This is a genomic window from Streptococcus sp. OMI870 (assembly GCF_047460295.1).
Taxonomy (GTDB): domain Bacteria; phylum Bacillota; class Bacilli; order Lactobacillales; family Streptococcaceae; genus Streptococcus.
Window position 1 is genome coordinate 47,812 of the sequence record NZ_JASHGM010000006.1, and the last position, 17,247, is coordinate 65,058.

The 17,247-nt window shown below is 40.0% G+C and carries 16 protein-coding genes; 3 read left to right on the top strand and 13 right to left on the bottom strand.

Annotated elements, in window-relative coordinates; genetic code table 11:
• Nucleotides 1-213 precede the first annotated feature (213 nt).
• On the top strand, nt 214-1,134 hold the full coding sequence (locus QM968_RS09310) for a helix-turn-helix domain-containing protein (RefSeq protein WP_414383652.1): 921 nt from the start codon (nt 214-216) through the stop codon (nt 1,132-1,134).
• A 20-nt stretch (nt 1,135-1,154) separates the two neighbouring features.
• Nucleotides 1,155-2,273 carry a Fic family protein gene (locus QM968_RS09315; protein ID WP_414383654.1) on the top strand — a complete coding sequence of 373 codons (1,119 nt, stop codon included), beginning with the start codon at nt 1,155-1,157 and terminating at the stop codon, nt 2,271-2,273.
• A gap of 808 nt (nt 2,274-3,081) precedes the next feature.
• On the opposite strand, the gene QM968_RS09320 is transcribed toward QM968_RS09315, so the two are convergent.
• The 5 genes from QM968_RS09320 to QM968_RS09340 all read right to left on the bottom strand — a co-directional run bounded on the left by QM968_RS09320 (nt 3,082) and on the right by QM968_RS09340 (nt 6,955).
• Complete coding sequence (locus tag QM968_RS09320) at nt 3,082-3,867, bottom strand: ABC transporter permease (protein WP_003013947.1); 786 nt, start codon at nt 3,865-3,867, stop codon at nt 3,082-3,084.
• A 1-nt stretch (nt 3,868) separates the two neighbouring features.
• A complete protein-coding gene (locus QM968_RS09325) occupies nt 3,869-4,663 on the bottom strand; it encodes an ABC transporter permease (RefSeq protein WP_003013825.1) in 795 nt (264 codons plus the stop codon).
• Nucleotides 4,660-5,646 carry an ABC transporter ATP-binding protein gene (locus QM968_RS09330; RefSeq protein ID WP_414383656.1) on the bottom strand — a complete coding sequence of 329 codons (987 nt, stop codon included), beginning with the start codon at nt 5,644-5,646 and terminating at the stop codon, nt 4,660-4,662. The genes QM968_RS09325 and QM968_RS09330 overlap by 4 nt, the downstream gene beginning before the upstream one ends.
• 405 nt (nt 5,647-6,051) lie before the next feature.
• Nucleotides 6,052-6,687, bottom strand: coding sequence for an SdpI family protein (locus QM968_RS09335; RefSeq protein ID WP_414383658.1), 636 nt, complete (start codon nt 6,685-6,687; stop codon nt 6,052-6,054).
• Nucleotides 6,674-6,955, bottom strand: coding sequence for an autorepressor SdpR family transcription factor (locus QM968_RS09340; protein WP_003009465.1), 282 nt, complete (start codon nt 6,953-6,955; stop codon nt 6,674-6,676). The genes QM968_RS09335 and QM968_RS09340 overlap by 14 nt, the downstream gene beginning before the upstream one ends.
• A gap of 907 nt (nt 6,956-7,862) precedes the next feature.
• On the opposite strand from QM968_RS09340, the gene QM968_RS09345 reads away from it, so the two are divergent.
• On the top strand, nt 7,863-9,032 hold the full coding sequence (locus tag QM968_RS09345; RefSeq protein WP_414383660.1) for a CynX/NimT family MFS transporter: 1,170 nt from the start codon (nt 7,863-7,865) through the stop codon (nt 9,030-9,032).
• Nucleotides 9,033-9,122: 90 nt separating this feature from the next.
• Here QM968_RS09345 and QM968_RS09350 read toward each other — a convergent pair whose 3' ends face one another.
• The 8 genes from QM968_RS09350 to QM968_RS09385 form a co-directional block, all read right to left on the bottom strand.
• Nucleotides 9,123-10,262 carry a LysM peptidoglycan-binding domain-containing protein gene (locus QM968_RS09350; RefSeq protein ID WP_414383662.1) on the bottom strand — a complete coding sequence of 380 codons (1,140 nt, stop codon included), beginning with the start codon at nt 10,260-10,262 and terminating at the stop codon, nt 9,123-9,125.
• A gap of 482 nt (nt 10,263-10,744) precedes the next feature.
• Nucleotides 10,745-11,368, bottom strand: coding sequence for a V-type ATP synthase subunit D (locus tag QM968_RS09355; protein ID WP_414327218.1), 624 nt, complete (start codon nt 11,366-11,368; stop codon nt 10,745-10,747).
• Between the two features lie 3 nt (nt 11,369-11,371).
• Nucleotides 11,372-12,757, bottom strand: coding sequence for a V-type ATP synthase subunit B (locus QM968_RS09360; protein ID WP_003002370.1), 1,386 nt, complete (start codon nt 12,755-12,757; stop codon nt 11,372-11,374).
• On the bottom strand, nt 12,744-14,534 hold the full coding sequence (locus QM968_RS09365; protein ID WP_414383664.1) for a V-type ATP synthase subunit A: 1,791 nt from the start codon (nt 14,532-14,534) through the stop codon (nt 12,744-12,746). Before QM968_RS09365 ends, QM968_RS09360 begins: the two co-directional genes overlap by 14 nt.
• Nucleotides 14,535-14,567: 33 nt before the next feature.
• Nucleotides 14,568-15,272, bottom strand: a complete 705-nt coding sequence (locus QM968_RS09370) for a GNAT family N-acetyltransferase (protein WP_414327220.1) — start codon at nt 15,270-15,272, stop codon at nt 14,568-14,570.
• Nucleotides 15,269-15,589 (bottom strand): V-type ATP synthase subunit F, encoded by a 321-nt coding sequence (locus QM968_RS09375; protein WP_031572747.1) that lies wholly within the window; start codon nt 15,587-15,589, stop codon nt 15,269-15,271. Before QM968_RS09375 ends, QM968_RS09370 begins: the two co-directional genes overlap by 4 nt.
• Nucleotides 15,570-16,589: a V-type ATPase subunit gene (locus QM968_RS09380; protein ID WP_414383666.1), complete on the bottom strand. Its 1,020-nt coding sequence runs from the start codon at nt 16,587-16,589 to the stop codon at nt 15,570-15,572. Before QM968_RS09380 ends, QM968_RS09375 begins: the two co-directional genes overlap by 20 nt.
• Before the next feature lie 9 nt (nt 16,590-16,598).
• The gene (locus tag QM968_RS09385) at nt 16,599-17,189 is read right to left on the bottom strand and encodes a hypothetical protein (protein WP_414383668.1); all 591 of its coding nucleotides are present in this window, start codon (nt 17,187-17,189) and stop codon (nt 16,599-16,601) included.
• Between the last annotated feature and the right edge of the window lie 58 nt (nt 17,190-17,247).

Sequence of the window (17,247 nt, forward strand, 5' to 3'; positions counted from 1 at the left end):
AGGATTTTTTGTACCCTCCTTTCTTTTTTGATTGTTGGGTTAGCTCCTCTCTAACACACATGTACGATTTTATGTACGTTTGGTGTAAAATTTTTGAGCAACCTTAATGCTCATTAATAATTATATACGATATCATACACGAAGTCAAGCGTTTTTCTCAAAAAATGTACGATTTTATAAACACCTGTGTTATAATAGTCTGAGAGGTAACCTATGTTTGAAATACTTAAACCTGATAAAAAGACTGTTGGTCAAAGATTAAGACAAGTCAAAGATGAATTAAATTTGTCTTTTACTGAATTTGGAAACCGTCTTGGATTAAAAAAATCAACGATTAACGCATATGTAAGAGGAGATAACTTAGCTCCTCTTGAAGTTTTAGAGAAAGTGTCAAAAATCTATGGAAAACCCGTAGGTTGGTTTTACTACGGAGAATTGGAAGAATATATTGAACTTTACCTTAGAAAACTTGGTTATGGCACATTCCTAGATGAGTATCCTGATACTCCATTAAAAATAAAAGAAGAGCTTTTTAGAATAAAAACAAATCCAATACAATCGGTCACAAGAAGTGGGGGAGTAACCATTGGAACATTTGAAAATCCTGACTGGGAAAATGAATTTGGATACCCAAAAGAAGGGTACCTAGATGATATCTTTTTTGAAATGCTTTATGATACGCTGAGGGACACAATTAGGAAGGAAGCCAAAACCTACTTAAGCCAGCAAGACGGACTTGATGATACTAAAATCAACGAACTTTCTGATTACTTTGCTAACCAAATCTATACTTCATATGATTTTATCGGAAATCTAGAAATCCTTTCCAAAGATAAAATCAAAAAAGAAATTAAAAAGGGCTATGAACGCCTGATTAAAGATTCGCCATCAGCAGGTGTAGAAGTTAGCTATGATTCCAATTACCTACTCGGTTTTCTAATCAATACACTTGCGGATGGCCAAACAACAAGACAGCTGCTTTCAGATATGTCCCAAGCAACAGTCGGTATGCCTTTTTCACAATTTCATGAAGGACATGAATTAGTTGAAATTATCCAATCTGTCAGACCTCGATTGATAGAACTTTACAATAACACGTCCTTTGATGATTGGACTGACTGGGTGGAAAAATAACTTTAGATAGGAAGATGAAAATGGATAGATTTAAAAATATACCCAAACCACATTTACCACAAAAACTCCCTTTTGACTATACTTCAATATATACTGACCCTCAAATTATTAAGCTAGTCACCAAAGCCAATATTGCTATTGGTACTTATGAAGGATTTTTAGAATCCATCATTAACCCTATGTTACTGATTTCTCCCTTGCTTAGCCAAGAAGCCGTTCTCTCCTCAAAACTTGAAGGAACTCATGCTACTTTGGAAGACTTACTTAATTATGAAGCAGGTAATAAAGTTGATATTGAGCGTGATGAATTGCATGAAATCATTAACTACCGAAAAGCTCTCTTTTATGCTCTAGAAAACATTTCCACTATCAATAACAACGATTCTAAAGGATTGCCATTATCCAATAGAATTATTAAAGAAATGCACAAAATTCTTCTAGATAATGTTAGAGGCAGTAGTAAAAATCCTGGTAATTTTAAGAGAAATCAAAACTATATCGGTAGCATAGCTTCTATATCATACACTCCTGTACCTGCGGAACAAACACCCGAATACATGTCTAACTTAGAGCAATATATACATTATGATGATTTAGACTTGTTGGTTCAGTCGGCAATTATTCATGCTCAATTTGAAATGATTCACCCTTTTGAAGACGGTAATGGACGAATTGGGCGATTGCTCATACCACTGTTCTTATATTATCAGGAACTCCTTTCTTACCCAACCTTTTATATGAGTTCATACTTTGAAAAAGATAGGTCTCTTTACATATCCCATCTGTCAAATATTTCAAAAAACAACAACTGGAAAGACTGGTTTAAGTACTATCTAGAAGGAGTGATATTGTCCGCAGAAGAGAGTACAAAAAAAGCTCAAGACATACTAAACCTATATAGCATTATGAAGGAACAAGTCATCCCTAAGCTTCATTCTATATCAGGTATCCAGCTTCTTGACTTTATATTCTCGGCTCCAATCTTTAAGGCAGAACAAGTTAGTGAACACCTAAGAATTTCTAAGAGAACTACCTACACTTTACTGAATAAGTTAATTGATGAGGGTTATATTTCAACAGATAATGCTCAAAGGAATAGAACCTACTATTGTCCTCAACTTCTTTCAATCGTTCAATAAGCTATCTCCTAATGAAGTAATATTCATTCCTGCTTCACTTATTTCTTCTTTAGTGAAGCGAAAGCCCTCTTTACTTCATTTATTCATTTCTTAGTGAAGCGAAACCCGTTTTGACTTCACTTAGTTTTTGTTATGTGAAGCAGAGTTGGTTTTGACTTCACTTAATTAAAGAGTGGATTTTGTCTTATTTTTGTCTGATTAAAACTAAAGCAAGGTCAAAATCACCCAATTTCATCAATAATTGAAAGATTGAAAAGCCCATAAAATCAACGTTTCTATACATCATGAAACTTGCTAAATTACATATTACGCTTACAGAGGTGAAATAGGGGTTCACTACACGTCAATAGATGTTAGAAACCTTGATTTTAAGCGATTCTTGAAATTCTAAATTTCACTACATTGCAATATAAATCAACCGAATCACTACCTTTTTCACTACCTTTTTTGAAATAAGAATAATGATTCGGATATTTAAAAGAAGAGGAACTTTATTGTGAAGCTCCTCTTTTTGTTATGTGTTCTTTTTCTCACAGATCGTATGACCTGGTTTGGCACAGTTGGATTTCAGGTACTTTCAGTTTAGCTTTATATCAACCATCATCAAAATCCAACTATTTTCTTATTTTAAAAAATATGAATAAGTTTGATTGAATGAGGGAATTTCTTTAAATTTTCTCTTAGCACCTATAAGTTAATAATACTATTCTTTAAATTATAGTTTATAATTATCTGATGTTTCAATGACCACAAAACAAAGTACAGCGAATCACTTCCTTTAGTCAAACATATAACTGAACAACATTGTTTATCTTCCTGCACTTTCATATTTTTTCAATCCTTTTCTAAAAATTGTACGACTGATAATAATCAAAAAAACTGTAAAAACTATTTGATAGAAAAATAGGTTCAATGTATCTTTCCCTAAAAATATTAATACTGCAGGATTGGCAATTAATAAATTGGGAACAAATAACATAGTGATCAATCTGTTAATACCTGTAAAAATATTATATGGATACTTAGAAATTCCAATATAATTCAAAAATACATCTACTTTTGAAAATTTAGTTGGGAACCAAAATGAACTAATCGTTATTAGAAACCAAATTGAATAATATATAATACAACCACACATTAAAGAAAGGATATAAAATAATATTTTTAATGAATTTAAATGTACATTTAAATTTCCATAACTTATAAAAATGATCGCAAGACCAAAAAAAGTATTCACGAATTGAACTAAATTAAATGATCTAAAAATATAGAACAACTGAGTATCAAACGGCCTCAATAAAATTTGATCCAAGTTACCACTCAAAATATCTGATTCTAAAATTCCCATACTTCTAATTAACAATCCCATCATAACTCCATCTACAATAGTGTAGGAACCTACCAAAAATAAAATTTGATAATAGTCCCAACCATTAAAAGAGTCTATGTTTAAGAAAATCAATCTAAAAAATACAATAGGTAAACCAATCCACAGTATCGACGAAAATAGACCACAAAAGAAGTCAAAATGAAAATTCATATCAGATTTAAAACCAAAATGAAGTAGCCTAAAAATTACTTTTATTCTAAACATTTTATCCTCCCACATTTGAGAAGTGCTCCACTCCTTTTCTCAATATGAATCTTGATATAATATAAAAAATGATGCACCAAATCAATTGAATACAAATAATTCTCAAATAGTCTATTAATTTATATGTATCATTACTAAACATCTGAAGCGGTTCATATACTAAGTATTTAAAAGGTAATACATCTAAAAACAGACGAAAATTATTTGAAAAAAAACTTAAAGGCAATAATATTCCTGATAAAAACTGAATTACTATTTCTTTAACAGTAAGGACAAAAAATATATTTTCTAACCAAAAAGAAAGCATACCTACACAACATGATATTAAAAACCATAGAACCATAGATAGAATAATTGCAATACTTCCTAAAATAAGAATTTCAATGGTTAATAACTCATTCTTGTAATAAACACTGGAGAATAAAATGACAGGAATGATGATAAATAATAAATGAGCAAGCCTATCTCCAAGCATTTTACAAAAATAATACTTATAAAAAGTAACAGGTTTTATTAATATGCTAAAAAAATTTCCTGAATGAACATCGTCATTGATTTCCCAATCAACTGGATAAAAAACAAAATATGAAAAAATTATAGTTCCCAAATAGTATTGAACCATTGAGGTAAAATCATATCCTGCTATATTTATCTGGTTACTCTGATATATATACGTCCATAAAAATACTGATATCATAATTTGTATACTTGCCTGTAACATTAACAATAGTACACTTGATTTATAGTTCAAAATAGATCGAAATGATATCAGAATAATAGACATTTCTTTTTTCAATTGTGCTCCTTTTTTGTAAAATAGTTTTGTAAAATAATTTCTTCTAAAGAAAGATTTGATATTTCAAAATCTTCTATATCTACAAGCTTATTGATTGATTCTAATGTCTCAAAGACAAAATCTCTAGGTATTTTTAGTATACATTCCGATTTTGTTTGAGAAATGACTACTACTCCTTTAACAGAGCATAACTCTGGTACCAAATCTAATGTCATTTTTATCTTTAAATATTTAAAATCAGAAAATTTAGATAAAATAACATCCATTGACTCCTGCAAAATAATTTTTCCTTTGTCAATGACGATTAATTCGTCACAAACAGACGAAATATCATCCATATCATGACTCGTTAAAATAATAGTAGTATGACATTCTTCATTCATTTTCTTTAAAAATATTCTGATATCTTTTTTAGACTGTATATCTAACCCTATAGTAGGCTCGTCTAAAAATAATATTTCCGGACTTGTTAAAGATGCCGCGATAAACTCCATTTTCATTTTTTGTCCAAGAGAGAGGGTCCGGACCTGCTGGTAAAGCTGATCTTTTACATTCAACAAATTGCTTAATTCCTGAATTCGTTCTTGTAAAATCGCCGGTTCTACCTCATATAAAGTACCAATCAATTGAAAATAATCCATAGCCGAAACATCTTGAAATAACTGTAATTTATTTCCTACTACTATTGAAATTTTTTTTCTAAAATTTATACTTCTTTTAAATGGAATTTCTCCATTCACTTCTAATTTTCCGGAACTAGGATAAAGAGTCCCAGTCAACATTTTAATCGTTGTGGATTTACCAGCTCCATTACTCCCAATAAAGCCAACTATACTCCCTCTCTTAATCGTAAAACTAATATCTTGAACAGCTCGAATCGTTATTTGATTACGTTTCAAAAATCTCTTGATAAATGGGAGTCTTGAATCAAAATTATAAAAATTTTTAGATAAATTCTGAGCATTAATAACTATTTCACTCATATATCTCTCCTTTCGATAAAATATATTTACTTGTACTTTTTCCATACTTTACCAAAATGCTACATCAAACACTGTCGCCATTATAAATCTCCTATATTATCTAGCCTCAATTTCAATTCGATTATAGCATAATTCTCCACCTAGTTAAAACTAAAAATTAATTATAAAATGTACATTTGAAAAATTTTTAGTTTTCACTTAAATAAAGTACATAATTAAGGATAATTAGCTCTAAAAAAATTTTTGGTTATATGGCTCCAGAATTCTTCTTAGATTATTATTCTCACGTATCTTTCCGAAAAATAAGTATTTTCCTGAAAGTTTTAAATTTGAAACGATGAACAAGCAAAAACAACCGGAAAAGAAACAGTTCACGACTGCTTCTTCTCTGGTTGTTTTTTCATACTAACGATTTTTCCGACTTAATTGATAAGAGTACATTACAGGGATAAGGACAATAGCGAGGATGACCAGCACCAGTACATAAGAAAGAGCGAATTGAAGGCCTGCTTCAAGTAGAAGGATCAAACCTCCGAGGACCCACAATTTCCCTGCCAAGCGATGGGTTTTGTGCCAGTTATCTTCACTCTGCAAGGTCCAAGGCAGACGGATCCCAACCGTGTGATTCACTTTCAACTTAGGCATGTAATTGCCCATGATTACAAAGATGAGGCCTAGCAAAACCGAAACAACAATAGAGGGATTGGTCGTAGAGCCTAGCGCCTTACTATAGATGAGATAGAAGACACTTAAGGAAACGATTGGAGTCAACCAGTGGTTTACTTTGACCATTTTTTCATTCATCGTGCGATTCTTAGGATCACGTCTGATCATAAAGATCACAAACAGATGCACCAAGAGAAGGAGGATAGGAAGGCCAAACACAACCAGGGGTTTTGATTGGAAGTTATTGGCCTGACCAGCAACATTAAAGTGAATCGGGATTTGGTTAGGCAATTGTGGCCAAATGATCAATCCCCAAAGTATGGGGAAAAGTATCACCATAGAAGTTAATATCAATAGTTTTTTATTCGTTTTCATCAGTAGAGTCTCCTTTCAAATCAACGAGCCAGACCATTAAATCCTCCAAGACAGAAGTATTGAGTTCATAGTAGATAAAATTCTTCTCTTTTTCCTCTCGAATTAAATCTGCCTGCTTGAGGAGGCTTAAATGATGGGAAATGGTCGCTCCTGCCACATCAAAGTGACCAGCGATATCGCCAGCAGATAATTTCCCCGCCTTTAGCAGTTCTAAGATACTTCTTCTTATCGGATTCGATAAAGCTTTAAATGTTTGCGCAAAGTTCATTCTCTATCTCCTCTAATCTATTTAGATATCTTTCTAAATAGAAAGTAAACCTTTCATATGATTTTGTCAACTCTATTTAGAAAAAAATCTAAATAGTTTCTGTTGTAAAAAATTATCAGACCTAAGACCGATTCTTATAAACAGCGTCTTTTCTTAAGTTTTCTTTAAGAAATCAGCCTTATAATAAAACCATCAAATGAAGACCTCCTAACTTTGTTTGATAGAAAATCCTAAACTTTTTCATAATAATCTCCCTATAAGAGCCACCAAAACCGGTGGCTTTTTCTACGTACCTTTACGAACATCAGCGAGTTTAGGTACGTTGACGCAGTTCGAACGACAGTGAGAACTACGATCCTTATAATACTTAATGAGGTGAACTCAGAGAGTTCAACCGAATTTAGAGATATTGATGCAGTTTGAGCGAAGCGAAAACTACGGTCCTTGTTCTCTTTTCGAACGTTTATGAGCTTAGGTACGTTGATGCAGTTCGAACGCTAGTAAGAACTACGATCTTTATTATTTTAAATAAAAAACGCATCCTGTTTATGATACTGGCTAATGTATTTTCTCAGACTTCAGACCGATTCTTTCCATTAGAGACTTTTCTTAAGTTTTCTTTAAGCAAGATGCCTTATAATGAAATCATCAAATGAAGACCTCCTAACTTTGTTTGATAGAAAATCCTAAACTTTTTCATAATAATCTCCCTATAAGAGCCACCAAAACCGGTGGCTTTTTCTACATCTCTTAATGAGGTGAACTCAGAGAGTTCAACCGAATTTAGAGATATTGATGCAGTTCGAACGACAGTGAGAACTACGATCCTAACCCTTCATTTGTACAATACTCCAATTTCTCTTCAATCTATGTTATAATGAAGAGAATTTTTGTCTGAGGAGGATTTATGAAAAAAACACATTCTATGCTATTCATCCCGGGCATCATTATGCTTGGGATTATTTTACGAACACCATTTACTACGCTTCCGACGGTCTTGTCTGACATCGCAGCTGGTTTGGGGGTTGATGTGAGCTCTCTGGGACTATTGACTAGCTTGCCACTTCTCACCTTTGCCATTTTCTCACCTTTTGCGATTCAATTTGCTCAAAAATTAGGGATTGAGCGTCTCTTCTTTCTTGTCTTGATTGCAATGACGATTGGATCTGCCATTCGAACGATCAACCTCCCCTTTCTCTATCTGGGAACTATCTTGATTGGAGCAAGTATTGCTTTTCTCAATGTTCTGCTTCCAAGTCTGATCCAGGCAAATCGACCGAAGCAACTCGGTATTTTAACCACTTTATACATCACTTCTATGGGGATGTCTACAGCGATCGCAGCTTCTGTGGCTGTTCCCATCACCCAAGCTACTTCTTGGCAAGGGCTAGTCAACATCTTGACTGTCGTCTGTGCACTGGCTTTACTCATCTGGATCCCCAACCTTCGCTACAACCACCATCTTAAAAAGACGATGACTAGTGAATCTAGTAGTAAATGGTATACCAATAAATACGTTTGGGCTATCATGATTTTTGGTGGACTTCAGTCTCTACTTTTCTATACAAGCATGACCTGGCTTCCAACTATGGCTGTTCAAGCTGGTGTTTCACAGGTTGAATCTGGTCTTCTTGCTACGGTTTATACTCTTATTAGCCTTCCCTTTTCCTTGACTATCCCAAGTTTAACGACACGATTATCCGATCGCAATCGACGCTTGATGCTTACTATTGTTGTTGGAGCAGGGATTCTGGGAGTAGCCATGCTCTTAATCCCGACCAGCAACTTCTTCTACTGGCTCGTCATCAATGCCCTGATAGGAAGTTCCGTTAGTTCGCTCTTTCCTTACCTCATGGTCGCTTTCTCCATGAAATCCAGTACACCTGAAAAGACAGCTCAACTTTCTGGTCTTGCCCAAACAGGAGGCTACGTCTTTGCTGCTTTTGGTCCCATCCTCTTCGGCTACAGCAAATCTCTCTTCCACTCTTGGACACCAGCTATCCTCATGCTACTGGTTTTAACCATCATCATGGCAATTGCCCTTTATGAGGTTGAAAAGGTCGATCACATTTTATAATTTCATTCTGGTTGGAGCATTCGTGTTCCAGCCTTTCTTTTTTAAAAAATACAAAAAAGAACTAGGCACTAGGCCTAGTTCAATGGTTTATTATCCGTTAAATGAGATATGCACGTGGTCGTTGTGGTTTGCTGTATCATCACCACGGTCTGGCATTTGATTCCAAGTGTTAGCTGGTCCGTAAATATTATTTACTGGCATATAGAATTGTTGTTTCCAGATAATATATGAGATACCTGCACGGTCCATGTTATCAATCGCATATTGCGCAACTTGATCTCCAAGTTCTGAATTTGTAGGAACCATAACGTCTACTGCAAGTCCTTTACCATGATCATCTGGATCTCCTGCACGGTAACCACCGATGTTGGTGATGCCGAATTTCGCTGCAACTTCTTGACGGAAAGCTTCAGCCTGTGGTTGAAGGTTTGGATCAGTTGGAATAGTATTTCCACTTGTTGGAGTTGATGCTAATGGTTGCACTTCAGGTGTGGCTGGAGTTTCTGCTGCTGGTTGTGCTGGCGCTTCTTCTACTGCAGGAGCTGCTGGCGCTTCTGCTGGAGTTTCTGCCACTGGGGCTGCTTGAGGAGCTGCTGGCGCTTCTTGATTTTGAATTTCAACATTCACAGCTGGAGCACCGTAGCTTGGTGTTTCTGGAACAACTGGTTGTGCTGGAGTTTCTGCTGCTGGAACTTCAACAACAGGAGCTTCAGCTGGTTGTGCTGGGGCTTCTTCTACTGCAGGAGCTGCTGCTGGCGCAACTGGTACAGCTTTGTTATCTTCATTCACTGGTTTTGACAGATCGTTTACAGCGACTGTTTGATCAGCAACTGTCACTTGGTTCGTTGTCAAGTCAGCACTTGCAACTGTTGCGTCTGTCGAACCTACTTGAGGAGTTTGGATTTCAACTGAAGTTACTTCTTTTTGATCGTTTACTGTTGTTTTCAAAACAGTACCTGGGTAGATCAAATCCATGTTACTGATATTGTTCAAGTTTGCCAACACATGAACATCGATTCCTAGCGCTTCTGCGATAGAGCTCAATGTATCACCGTATTTAACAGTATAAGTTTGTTGGTTTTCACCACTTTGTTGGATATCATGTTTGATTTCATCTACTGAACGAGCTACCCAATCTTCGAGTGTTTCTGCAGTGGCTTTTGTAAATGGAATCACTGCAAGAGCTACTGTTGAAGCGATCAAGGCTTTCGTATTAACTTTTAATTTCATCTTTTATCCTCTTTTTTCTTTGTTTTTTTGCTCAAGATTATCTTGGACAAATGAACTACTATACTATCTTATCACAATTTAAAAATAATAACAGGCCTTTTTGGCTATTTAACAAAACTGTATTTTTCTTGTAACATTTCGTCTTTCTTGTCATATTGTTACAAACTAGTAACATAATAAGGTGCTGGAAGAAGAGTTCCAGGGTACAAAAAAAGCCTCATCCAGGAGCGGTACCTAGATGAGGTTCTTGTATGTATAAAGCAACTGAACACGCCCTAAATGCCTGTGTGAAAAACGCAAACTGTAATAGTACTGACTTCAAAGGCACAGTAGCTGATTGGATTTTTCTCTCGCTTTAAGAGCTCGGAAAAATCCTAATCAGCCTTGTGGGGGCAGGACAACGAAGCATTCTATACAACAGTGCTTCTGTCCTGCTCCCTATTTTCACTTTGCATTTTACGGGCTTTGTATCTTGATGTATCTTATTTGACCTTCATGATTCTGACGAGGTTGGCGCGTTCGGCTTCCTCGAGTTTCATTTCGATATAGTAGATGGTCTCTTTGAGGTCTGGGATGGTCGCATACTCGAGTCCATTCACTCGACGGCGGGTTTTCTCGATTTCATCTGCCATGAGTTGGCAGCTTTTTTCGATTTCCGCTAACTTGAGCAAATCTGGAAGGAGGTTACCCATTTCTTGGATGGTGCTATCCATTTGACTGTTAGAGGCGAGATAGCTATAGACCACGTCCCCTTCATCATCTCCGTATGGATTATCGATACGGGCATGGAGCTTGGGCACGCGCACACTCATGACATTTTCTTCCTCAATATGCAGCATCACTTCTCGCGTAGGTACAGCAAAGATTTCTTCCACCATGAGGTCGCTCTCTAGTGACTTGGCCATCACGAAATCTTGCATATTGTCCACAAGCGCCGCCTCTACCTTTTGGCGCAGGCGATTATTCTCACGAACAGCTTCAATAAAGCGGCGCATGAGTTCATCCCGCTTGTCCTTGAGCAACTTATGCCCCCGGGTTGCTGTCTTGAGGCGCTCTTTGAGAATATTAAGCTCCATCCGAGTTGGTTTTACATTTAATCGTGCCATAGGCTAGTCCTCTTTGTTTGGCAGATACTTGTCAATCATCTCATCCTTGATCCGTTTGAGCTCTGTTCGTGGAAGGATGGATAAGAGTTCCCAACCGAGATCCAAACTTTCCTCAATCGTCCGATTGGTGGTAAAGCCTTGGTTGATGTATTCTTGCTCAAAGCGGTCGGTAAATTTGACATAAAGCTTGTCGGTATCGGACAAGGCAGACTCCCCAAGCACTACAGCCAGTTCTTTGGCTTGTTTTCCTTGGGCATAGGCCGCAAAGAGCTGGTTCATGGTCGCCGCATGGTCTTCCCGAGTCTTGCCTTCACCAGAACCCTTGTCCTTCAAACGAGAAAGGGATGGAAGAACATTGATCGGTGGGCGGTAACCACTATTGTAGAGATCGCGGGACAAGATAATTTGTCCTTCCGTGATGTAGCCTGTCAAGTCAGGGATGGGGTGGGTGATGTCATCCTCCGGCATGGAGAGGATTGGAATCTGAGTCACAGATCCTTTCTTTCCAACCAAGCGTCCTGCACGTTCGTAGAGGGTTGAGAGGTTGGTATAAAGGTACCCTGGATAGCCCCGACGTCCTGGAACTTCCCGGCGGGCAGCAGATACTTCCCGAAGGGCTTCACAGTAGTTGGTCATGTCGGTCATGATGACCAAGACGTGCATGTCTTTTTCATAGGCCAAATATTCTGCCGCGGTCAAGGCGATCCGAGGGGTCGCAATCCGCTCGATAGCTGGGTCATTGGCTAGGTTGATGAAGAGGACAGAGCGATCAATAGCCCCTGTCTCCCGCAGGTCGTTCATAAAGAACTCGGCTTCTTCAAAGGTAATTCCCATGGCCGCAAAGACCACGGCGAAGTTTTCCTCCGAATTAAGCACGGTTGCTTGACGGGCGATTTGAGCTGCCAACTCCTTGTGAGGGAGACCAGAACCTGAGAACACGGGGAGTTTTTGACCCCGAACCAAGGTATTCAAATGGTCAATGGCTGAGATCCCTGTCTGTATAAATTCATCCGGATAGTCCCGTGAAACAGGGTTGATGGCTTGACCATCAATGTCCAAGTACTTCTCTGGGATAATCTCTGGACCGCCATCGATCGGTTTGCCCATCCCGTTAAAGATCCGTCCCACCATGTCTTCAGATACAGGAAGTTCTAGGGGACGTCCGGTAAAGCGAACCTTGGCTTTTTCCAAGTTGATCCCGCTAGATCCTTCAAAGAGCTGGACCATGGCCTTGTCTTCTTGGACTTCGAGGACTTGTCCCTGACGGGTCGTTCCATCATGAAGCTTGATTTCTACCAGTTCATTGTAGTGAACCCCCTCGACCTGATCGACAATCATCAAGGGGCCAACAACTTCGCTGACAGTACGGTATTCTTTAATCACGCTCATTGTCTACTCCTCCTTTTGCGACGATTTGGTGTAGGGTTTCTACGATTTCTTCTTTCAGGGCTTGAATGGTTGCTAACTGGTCCTCATGGATGAACTTGCTCCGGGCAATACGGTCTCGAAGGGCCACGGTTCCTTCCATGATTTCTGTAAAGTAAGCTCCTAATTCTAGTGCTTTCTGACTTTCTTGGTCAAAGGTCAAAATGTTGGTCAATAAGGCCACCTGCTTGCTGAAAGAGGTATAGGTATCGACCTCATCAAAGGCATTTTGTTGCAGGTAGTCTTCGCGGATCATCTTGGCCGCATTCATGGTCAAGCGGTCTTTCTCAGACAAGGAATCTAGACCAACCAAGCGGACGATTTCTTGCAATTCACTCTCTTTTTGCAACAGGTTCATGGCGCGGGTCACTTTTTCTGCCCAGCTAATCTGCTCATGTTGATCGATATATTGGCCCACTTCATCTTGGTAAAGGGAATAAGAACTCAACCAATTGATGGCTGGGAAGTGGCGGCGTTGCGCCAACTGAGCATCTAGTCCCCAGAAGACCTTGACAATCCGCAGGGTATTTTGGGTCACCGGCTCTGAAATGTCTCCACCTGGAGGAGAAACGGCACCGATCGCCGTAATCGAGCCTTCACGCGCAGTGGTTCCGAGCGTCTTGACTCGACCGGCACGCTCGTAATATTCAGCAATCCGGCTACCAAGGTAGGCCGGGTAGCCTTCATCCCCTGGCATTTCTTCTAGACGACCAGACATTTCACGGAGAGCTTCAGCCCAGCGCGATGTCGAATCGGCCATGATGGCAACAGAATAGCCCATATCACGGAAATATTCCGCAATGGTGATCCCTGTGTAGATGGAAGCTTCCCGCGCTGCTACTGGCATGTTCGAAGTATTGGCGATTAAAACCGTTCGTTGCATGATGGATTGGCCAGTTGTTGGATCGATCAATTCTGGAAATTCATTCAGAACGTCCGTCATTTCATTTCCACGTTCCCCACAACCAACGTAGATCACGATGTCTACGTTGGCAAACTTGGCCACCTGGTGTTGCACGACGGTTTTTCCAGCTCCAAAAGGACCAGGGACAGCTGCAGCTCCACCTTTCGTAACAGGGAAGAAGGTATCAATAACCCGTTGACCTGTGACCAAAGGCTCTACCGGAATCAGTTTTTGTGCAAAGGGACGGCCTCGACGAACTGGCCATTTTTGCATCAAAGTACCAGTAAAGAGGCTACCATCTGCCTGCTCGATCTCATAAACTGGCTCTTCTACTGTGTAAGAACCTGCTGCGATCTTGGTCACACGTCCACTCACACCAAACGGTACCATGATGCGGTGTTCCACCATATTGGTCTCTTGAACGGTACCAACGATGTCTCCAGCAACCACCTCAGTTCCTTCTGCTACACTTGGTTCGAAGGCCCATTTGGTGTCCCGATCGAGATTGGGAACTTGCACCCCACGAACCAAAAAATCACTGGCGGTGACTTCTTGGAAACGTTCCAAGGGGCGTTGGATCCCGTCAAACATCTGGGAGATCAAGCCTGGTCCCAACTCGACAGAAAGGGGAGCTCCCGTTGTTACCACTGGTTCTCCTGGACCGACTCCAGACGTTTCTTCGTATACTTGGATAGAGGCTTCATCCCGCCGCATCTCAATAATTTCGCCAATCAAACCAAGATCGCCAACCCGGCAAATATCTTGAATATTGGCCTCCTGCATCCCTGATGCGACCACCAAGGGACCGGAAACTTTGATAATTTTTCCTTGAGTCATGTATTCCTCCTGGGAATCCTTTGTTTCTTTGTATTACTTTTGCGCTATCTCTCTTAGAGATTGCTTTTGTTGGCCATTGTCATCGAAGTTGCTTGGATCCAACCAAGCTTCGAAACGCTCCTTAATTGCTGGCCATTCTTGGTCAATGATAGATAGCCAGTCTGTATCTCGGGTTCGCCCCTTATAAACAACAACCTGACGGAAACAGCCTTCATAGGTGAACCCTAAGCGCTCAGCTGCTTTGCGAGAAGCTTGGTTTAAGGCATCACATTTCCACTCATAGCGTCGATAACCTAGATCCTCAAACACATAGCGCGCTAATAGATACTGGGCTTCTGTAGCCATGCGAGTCTTTTGGAGCGCTGGTGAGTAGGTCACTGCTCCGACTTCGATCACCCGGTTGGCTTGATCAATCCGCATGAGAGAGAATGTCCCCAAAGCCTTGCCTGAATCTTTGTCTACAATCGCATAGTAAAAGCGACCTTTGGCTGTCATGAGATCATCTAATAAGCGGTCCCACTCCTCTTCATTTCGGGCAGGGCCTTTGAACAGATAGGTCCACATAGCTGCTGGGGAGACCGGCCCGTAGACCTGATAAAGATCCGCCCCGTGTTTTTCTTTTGAGAGGCGCTCAATTACGGTATAGCGACCTTCGATCCGCTCAATAGCTGGCAGACGCCCCGGTGTAAACTCAGACAGTGCATCTCCAATCGCTTGACCAAATTCATTTGTTCTCATAAAATATCCTGTCCTACTGCTTTTTCGACATTATCACGAATCCGCTGTTGGCCCAGTCCTGTAGTCCCTCTATGGGTCGGGATAAGAATCAAGGCTGGTGTCAGCTGCTGGTCGTAAAAAGCCACTGTTTCTGGAATAGCTTGAGCAATATCCTCTGTCAGGTAGATAATCCCGAAGTTTTCCCGACTGAGTTTTCGCAAGGTATTGATCGCTTCTTGCGGCTCTGTGACCGGATAGGTTTGAAAGCCAATCAGACGAAAAGGAAGGATGGCGTCCCGATTGCCCACAACTGCGATCTTATAGGTCTGTTTGTCCATAAATCGGTCTCATCCTTTCTTTGATGTCTGCTAGCGGAAAACCATTATCCAAACCAGAGAGGACCAAACGAAGATTGGTCACTTCTAACTCTTTTCCGTAAAGATAACGAACAAGAGGGAGTGGTCCATCGACTTCAAAACGGCCAGCGTCTAGAAGACTGAATTTCACCAAGCTTTCTAGATACTCCAACTCTACAGTCTTTAGTTGACCGGTGCGCATCTTTTCTTCATAATTCTCTAAGGCGAGATCGTACTCCAGCGGATTGACTTGATAAAACCAGGTCAACCACTGACCCGATTCTAGCAGGTCGATCACCTGATGGGCAATGAGACTCCCTTCATCTGAGAGCAATTGGTGCATGAAACTATGCGGTTTTTGCTGATCCAAGGCCCGTTTGACCGTAATCGCATTGTAAAAGTCAATGGTCACGTCTACCAGCTGCTTCAAAATCGGATGATCTAGGCTGTCTCCTAAGTATCTCAGGTGTTTAAAATAAGCTAAGTCCATCCCTATTTCGAGGACACGCAAGTCCTGATAGTCTTGGAATTCTTGCCAAGTTGCAGCCACTTCTTCCGCCATAAAGGCTGGACAATGCTCCGCAGAAAAGGTCGCCACCAAATGCTCGAGCACATCAAGAGAATAAGGACCGATGGGGATCAATAAATGCCCCAACTTGCGCTCTGTCGCCTTGTGTTTCAGATATACCTTGAGATTGTGATAAGTGTATTTCAAGGTAAAAAGGCTAACCAGGTCTGACTGAGGGCTTACCTCAAAAGCCCATTGGTATTCTGCCAACAAGGCTGCCATCAGGCGGGCTTCAAGGGCTGATAAATCCTTGATCTCCTGGCTATCTAGAGCATAGGACGTTCCTTGCAGCAAGCCTTCTCGACTCTCACTGGAGGGACTTGCAAGCAACTGCTCGAACTGACTGGGACTGACAAAACTGGCCTCACGTACGCTGATTCCTGTATTAACTTGAGAATAGGTCCGTTCGCTCATTGCAACCTCCTAGTTCTCTTCGTCGGTGAAAATGCTGGCTGCCATCTGGTAGCTTTCTTGCTCCCAAATGGAATCCACCAAATCACGGTAGAGATAGTTGTCATCAATCTTCCCGACCGACAAGACAAAGCCTGCTTGAGCTGGAATCGTCGCATCCGCAACTGTCACATTCTGATGAGTCTGCTTCAATCTATCGAGAGCTACTGGATCAAATTTGCTAGCACTCACCGCCCCAAAGGTCAGAGTCACAACTTGCCCTTGATAGCGGTCTAAAATCGCATCTACAAACTGCATTTCCTTTTCAAGGGGCCAAGCCGCCATTGCTTCATAAGCATCTGAAAAGAGATCCTTTAAGACTCGTTGCTTGGTGACAAGGGTTGATTGGCGTTTTTTATTTTCGATTTGTTGGGTTTCACGTTGCAATTGACGTTGAATCCGCTTGAGCTGCTCGGAGCGTTGATTGAGTTTATCTTGGATCAAACGCTCTTCTTGCGCCGTCTCTTCTTTTAGGATGGTTTCCTTGGCCTCTTCTAAGAGTTTACGCCCTTTTTCGTGGGCTTGGGCCAAGATCGAATCCTTTAATTGGGTTTGTTCATCCATATCGTTTTTTCTCCTATTGCATGCGTCTTGTGTTTTTCGCCTCGCGAGGCAAATCCAT

Excerpts from the sequence above, each read along its gene's own strand:
- QM968_RS09310 (WP_414383652.1), top strand. The coding sequence starts at position 214 with ATGTTTGAAATACTTAAACCTGATAAAAAGACTGTTGGTCAAAGATTA.
- QM968_RS09315 (WP_414383654.1), top strand. The coding sequence starts at position 1,155 with ATGGATAGATTTAAAAATATACCCAAACCACATTTACCACAAAAACTC.
- QM968_RS09320 (WP_003013947.1), bottom strand. The coding sequence starts at position 3,867 with ATGTTTAGAATAAAAGTAATTTTTAGGCTACTTCATTTTGGTTTTAAA.
- QM968_RS09330 (WP_414383656.1), bottom strand. The coding sequence starts at position 5,646 with ATGAGTGAAATAGTTATTAATGCTCAGAATTTATCTAAAAATTTTTAT.
- QM968_RS09335 (WP_414383658.1), bottom strand. The coding sequence starts at position 6,687 with ATGAAAACGAATAAAAAACTATTGATATTAACTTCTATGGTGATACTT.
- QM968_RS09340 (WP_003009465.1), bottom strand. The coding sequence starts at position 6,955 with ATGAACTTTGCGCAAACATTTAAAGCTTTATCGAATCCGATAAGAAGA.
- QM968_RS09345 (WP_414383660.1), top strand. The coding sequence starts at position 7,863 with ATGAAAAAAACACATTCTATGCTATTCATCCCGGGCATCATTATGCTT.
- QM968_RS09350 (WP_414383662.1), bottom strand. The coding sequence starts at position 10,262 with ATGAAATTAAAAGTTAATACGAAAGCCTTGATCGCTTCAACAGTAGCT.
- QM968_RS09355 (WP_414327218.1), bottom strand. The coding sequence starts at position 11,368 with ATGGCACGATTAAATGTAAAACCAACTCGGATGGAGCTTAATATTCTC.
- QM968_RS09360 (WP_003002370.1), bottom strand. The coding sequence starts at position 12,757 with ATGAGCGTGATTAAAGAATACCGTACTGTCAGCGAAGTTGTTGGCCCC.
- QM968_RS09365 (WP_414383664.1), bottom strand. The coding sequence starts at position 14,534 with ATGACTCAAGGAAAAATTATCAAAGTTTCCGGTCCCTTGGTGGTCGCA.
- QM968_RS09370 (WP_414327220.1), bottom strand. The coding sequence starts at position 15,272 with ATGAGAACAAATGAATTTGGTCAAGCGATTGGAGATGCACTGTCTGAG.
- QM968_RS09375 (WP_031572747.1), bottom strand. The coding sequence starts at position 15,589 with ATGGACAAACAGACCTATAAGATCGCAGTTGTGGGCAATCGGGACGCC.
- QM968_RS09380 (WP_414383666.1), bottom strand. The coding sequence starts at position 16,589 with ATGAGCGAACGGACCTATTCTCAAGTTAATACAGGAATCAGCGTACGT.
- QM968_RS09385 (WP_414383668.1), bottom strand. The coding sequence starts at position 17,189 with ATGGATGAACAAACCCAATTAAAGGATTCGATCTTGGCCCAAGCCCAC.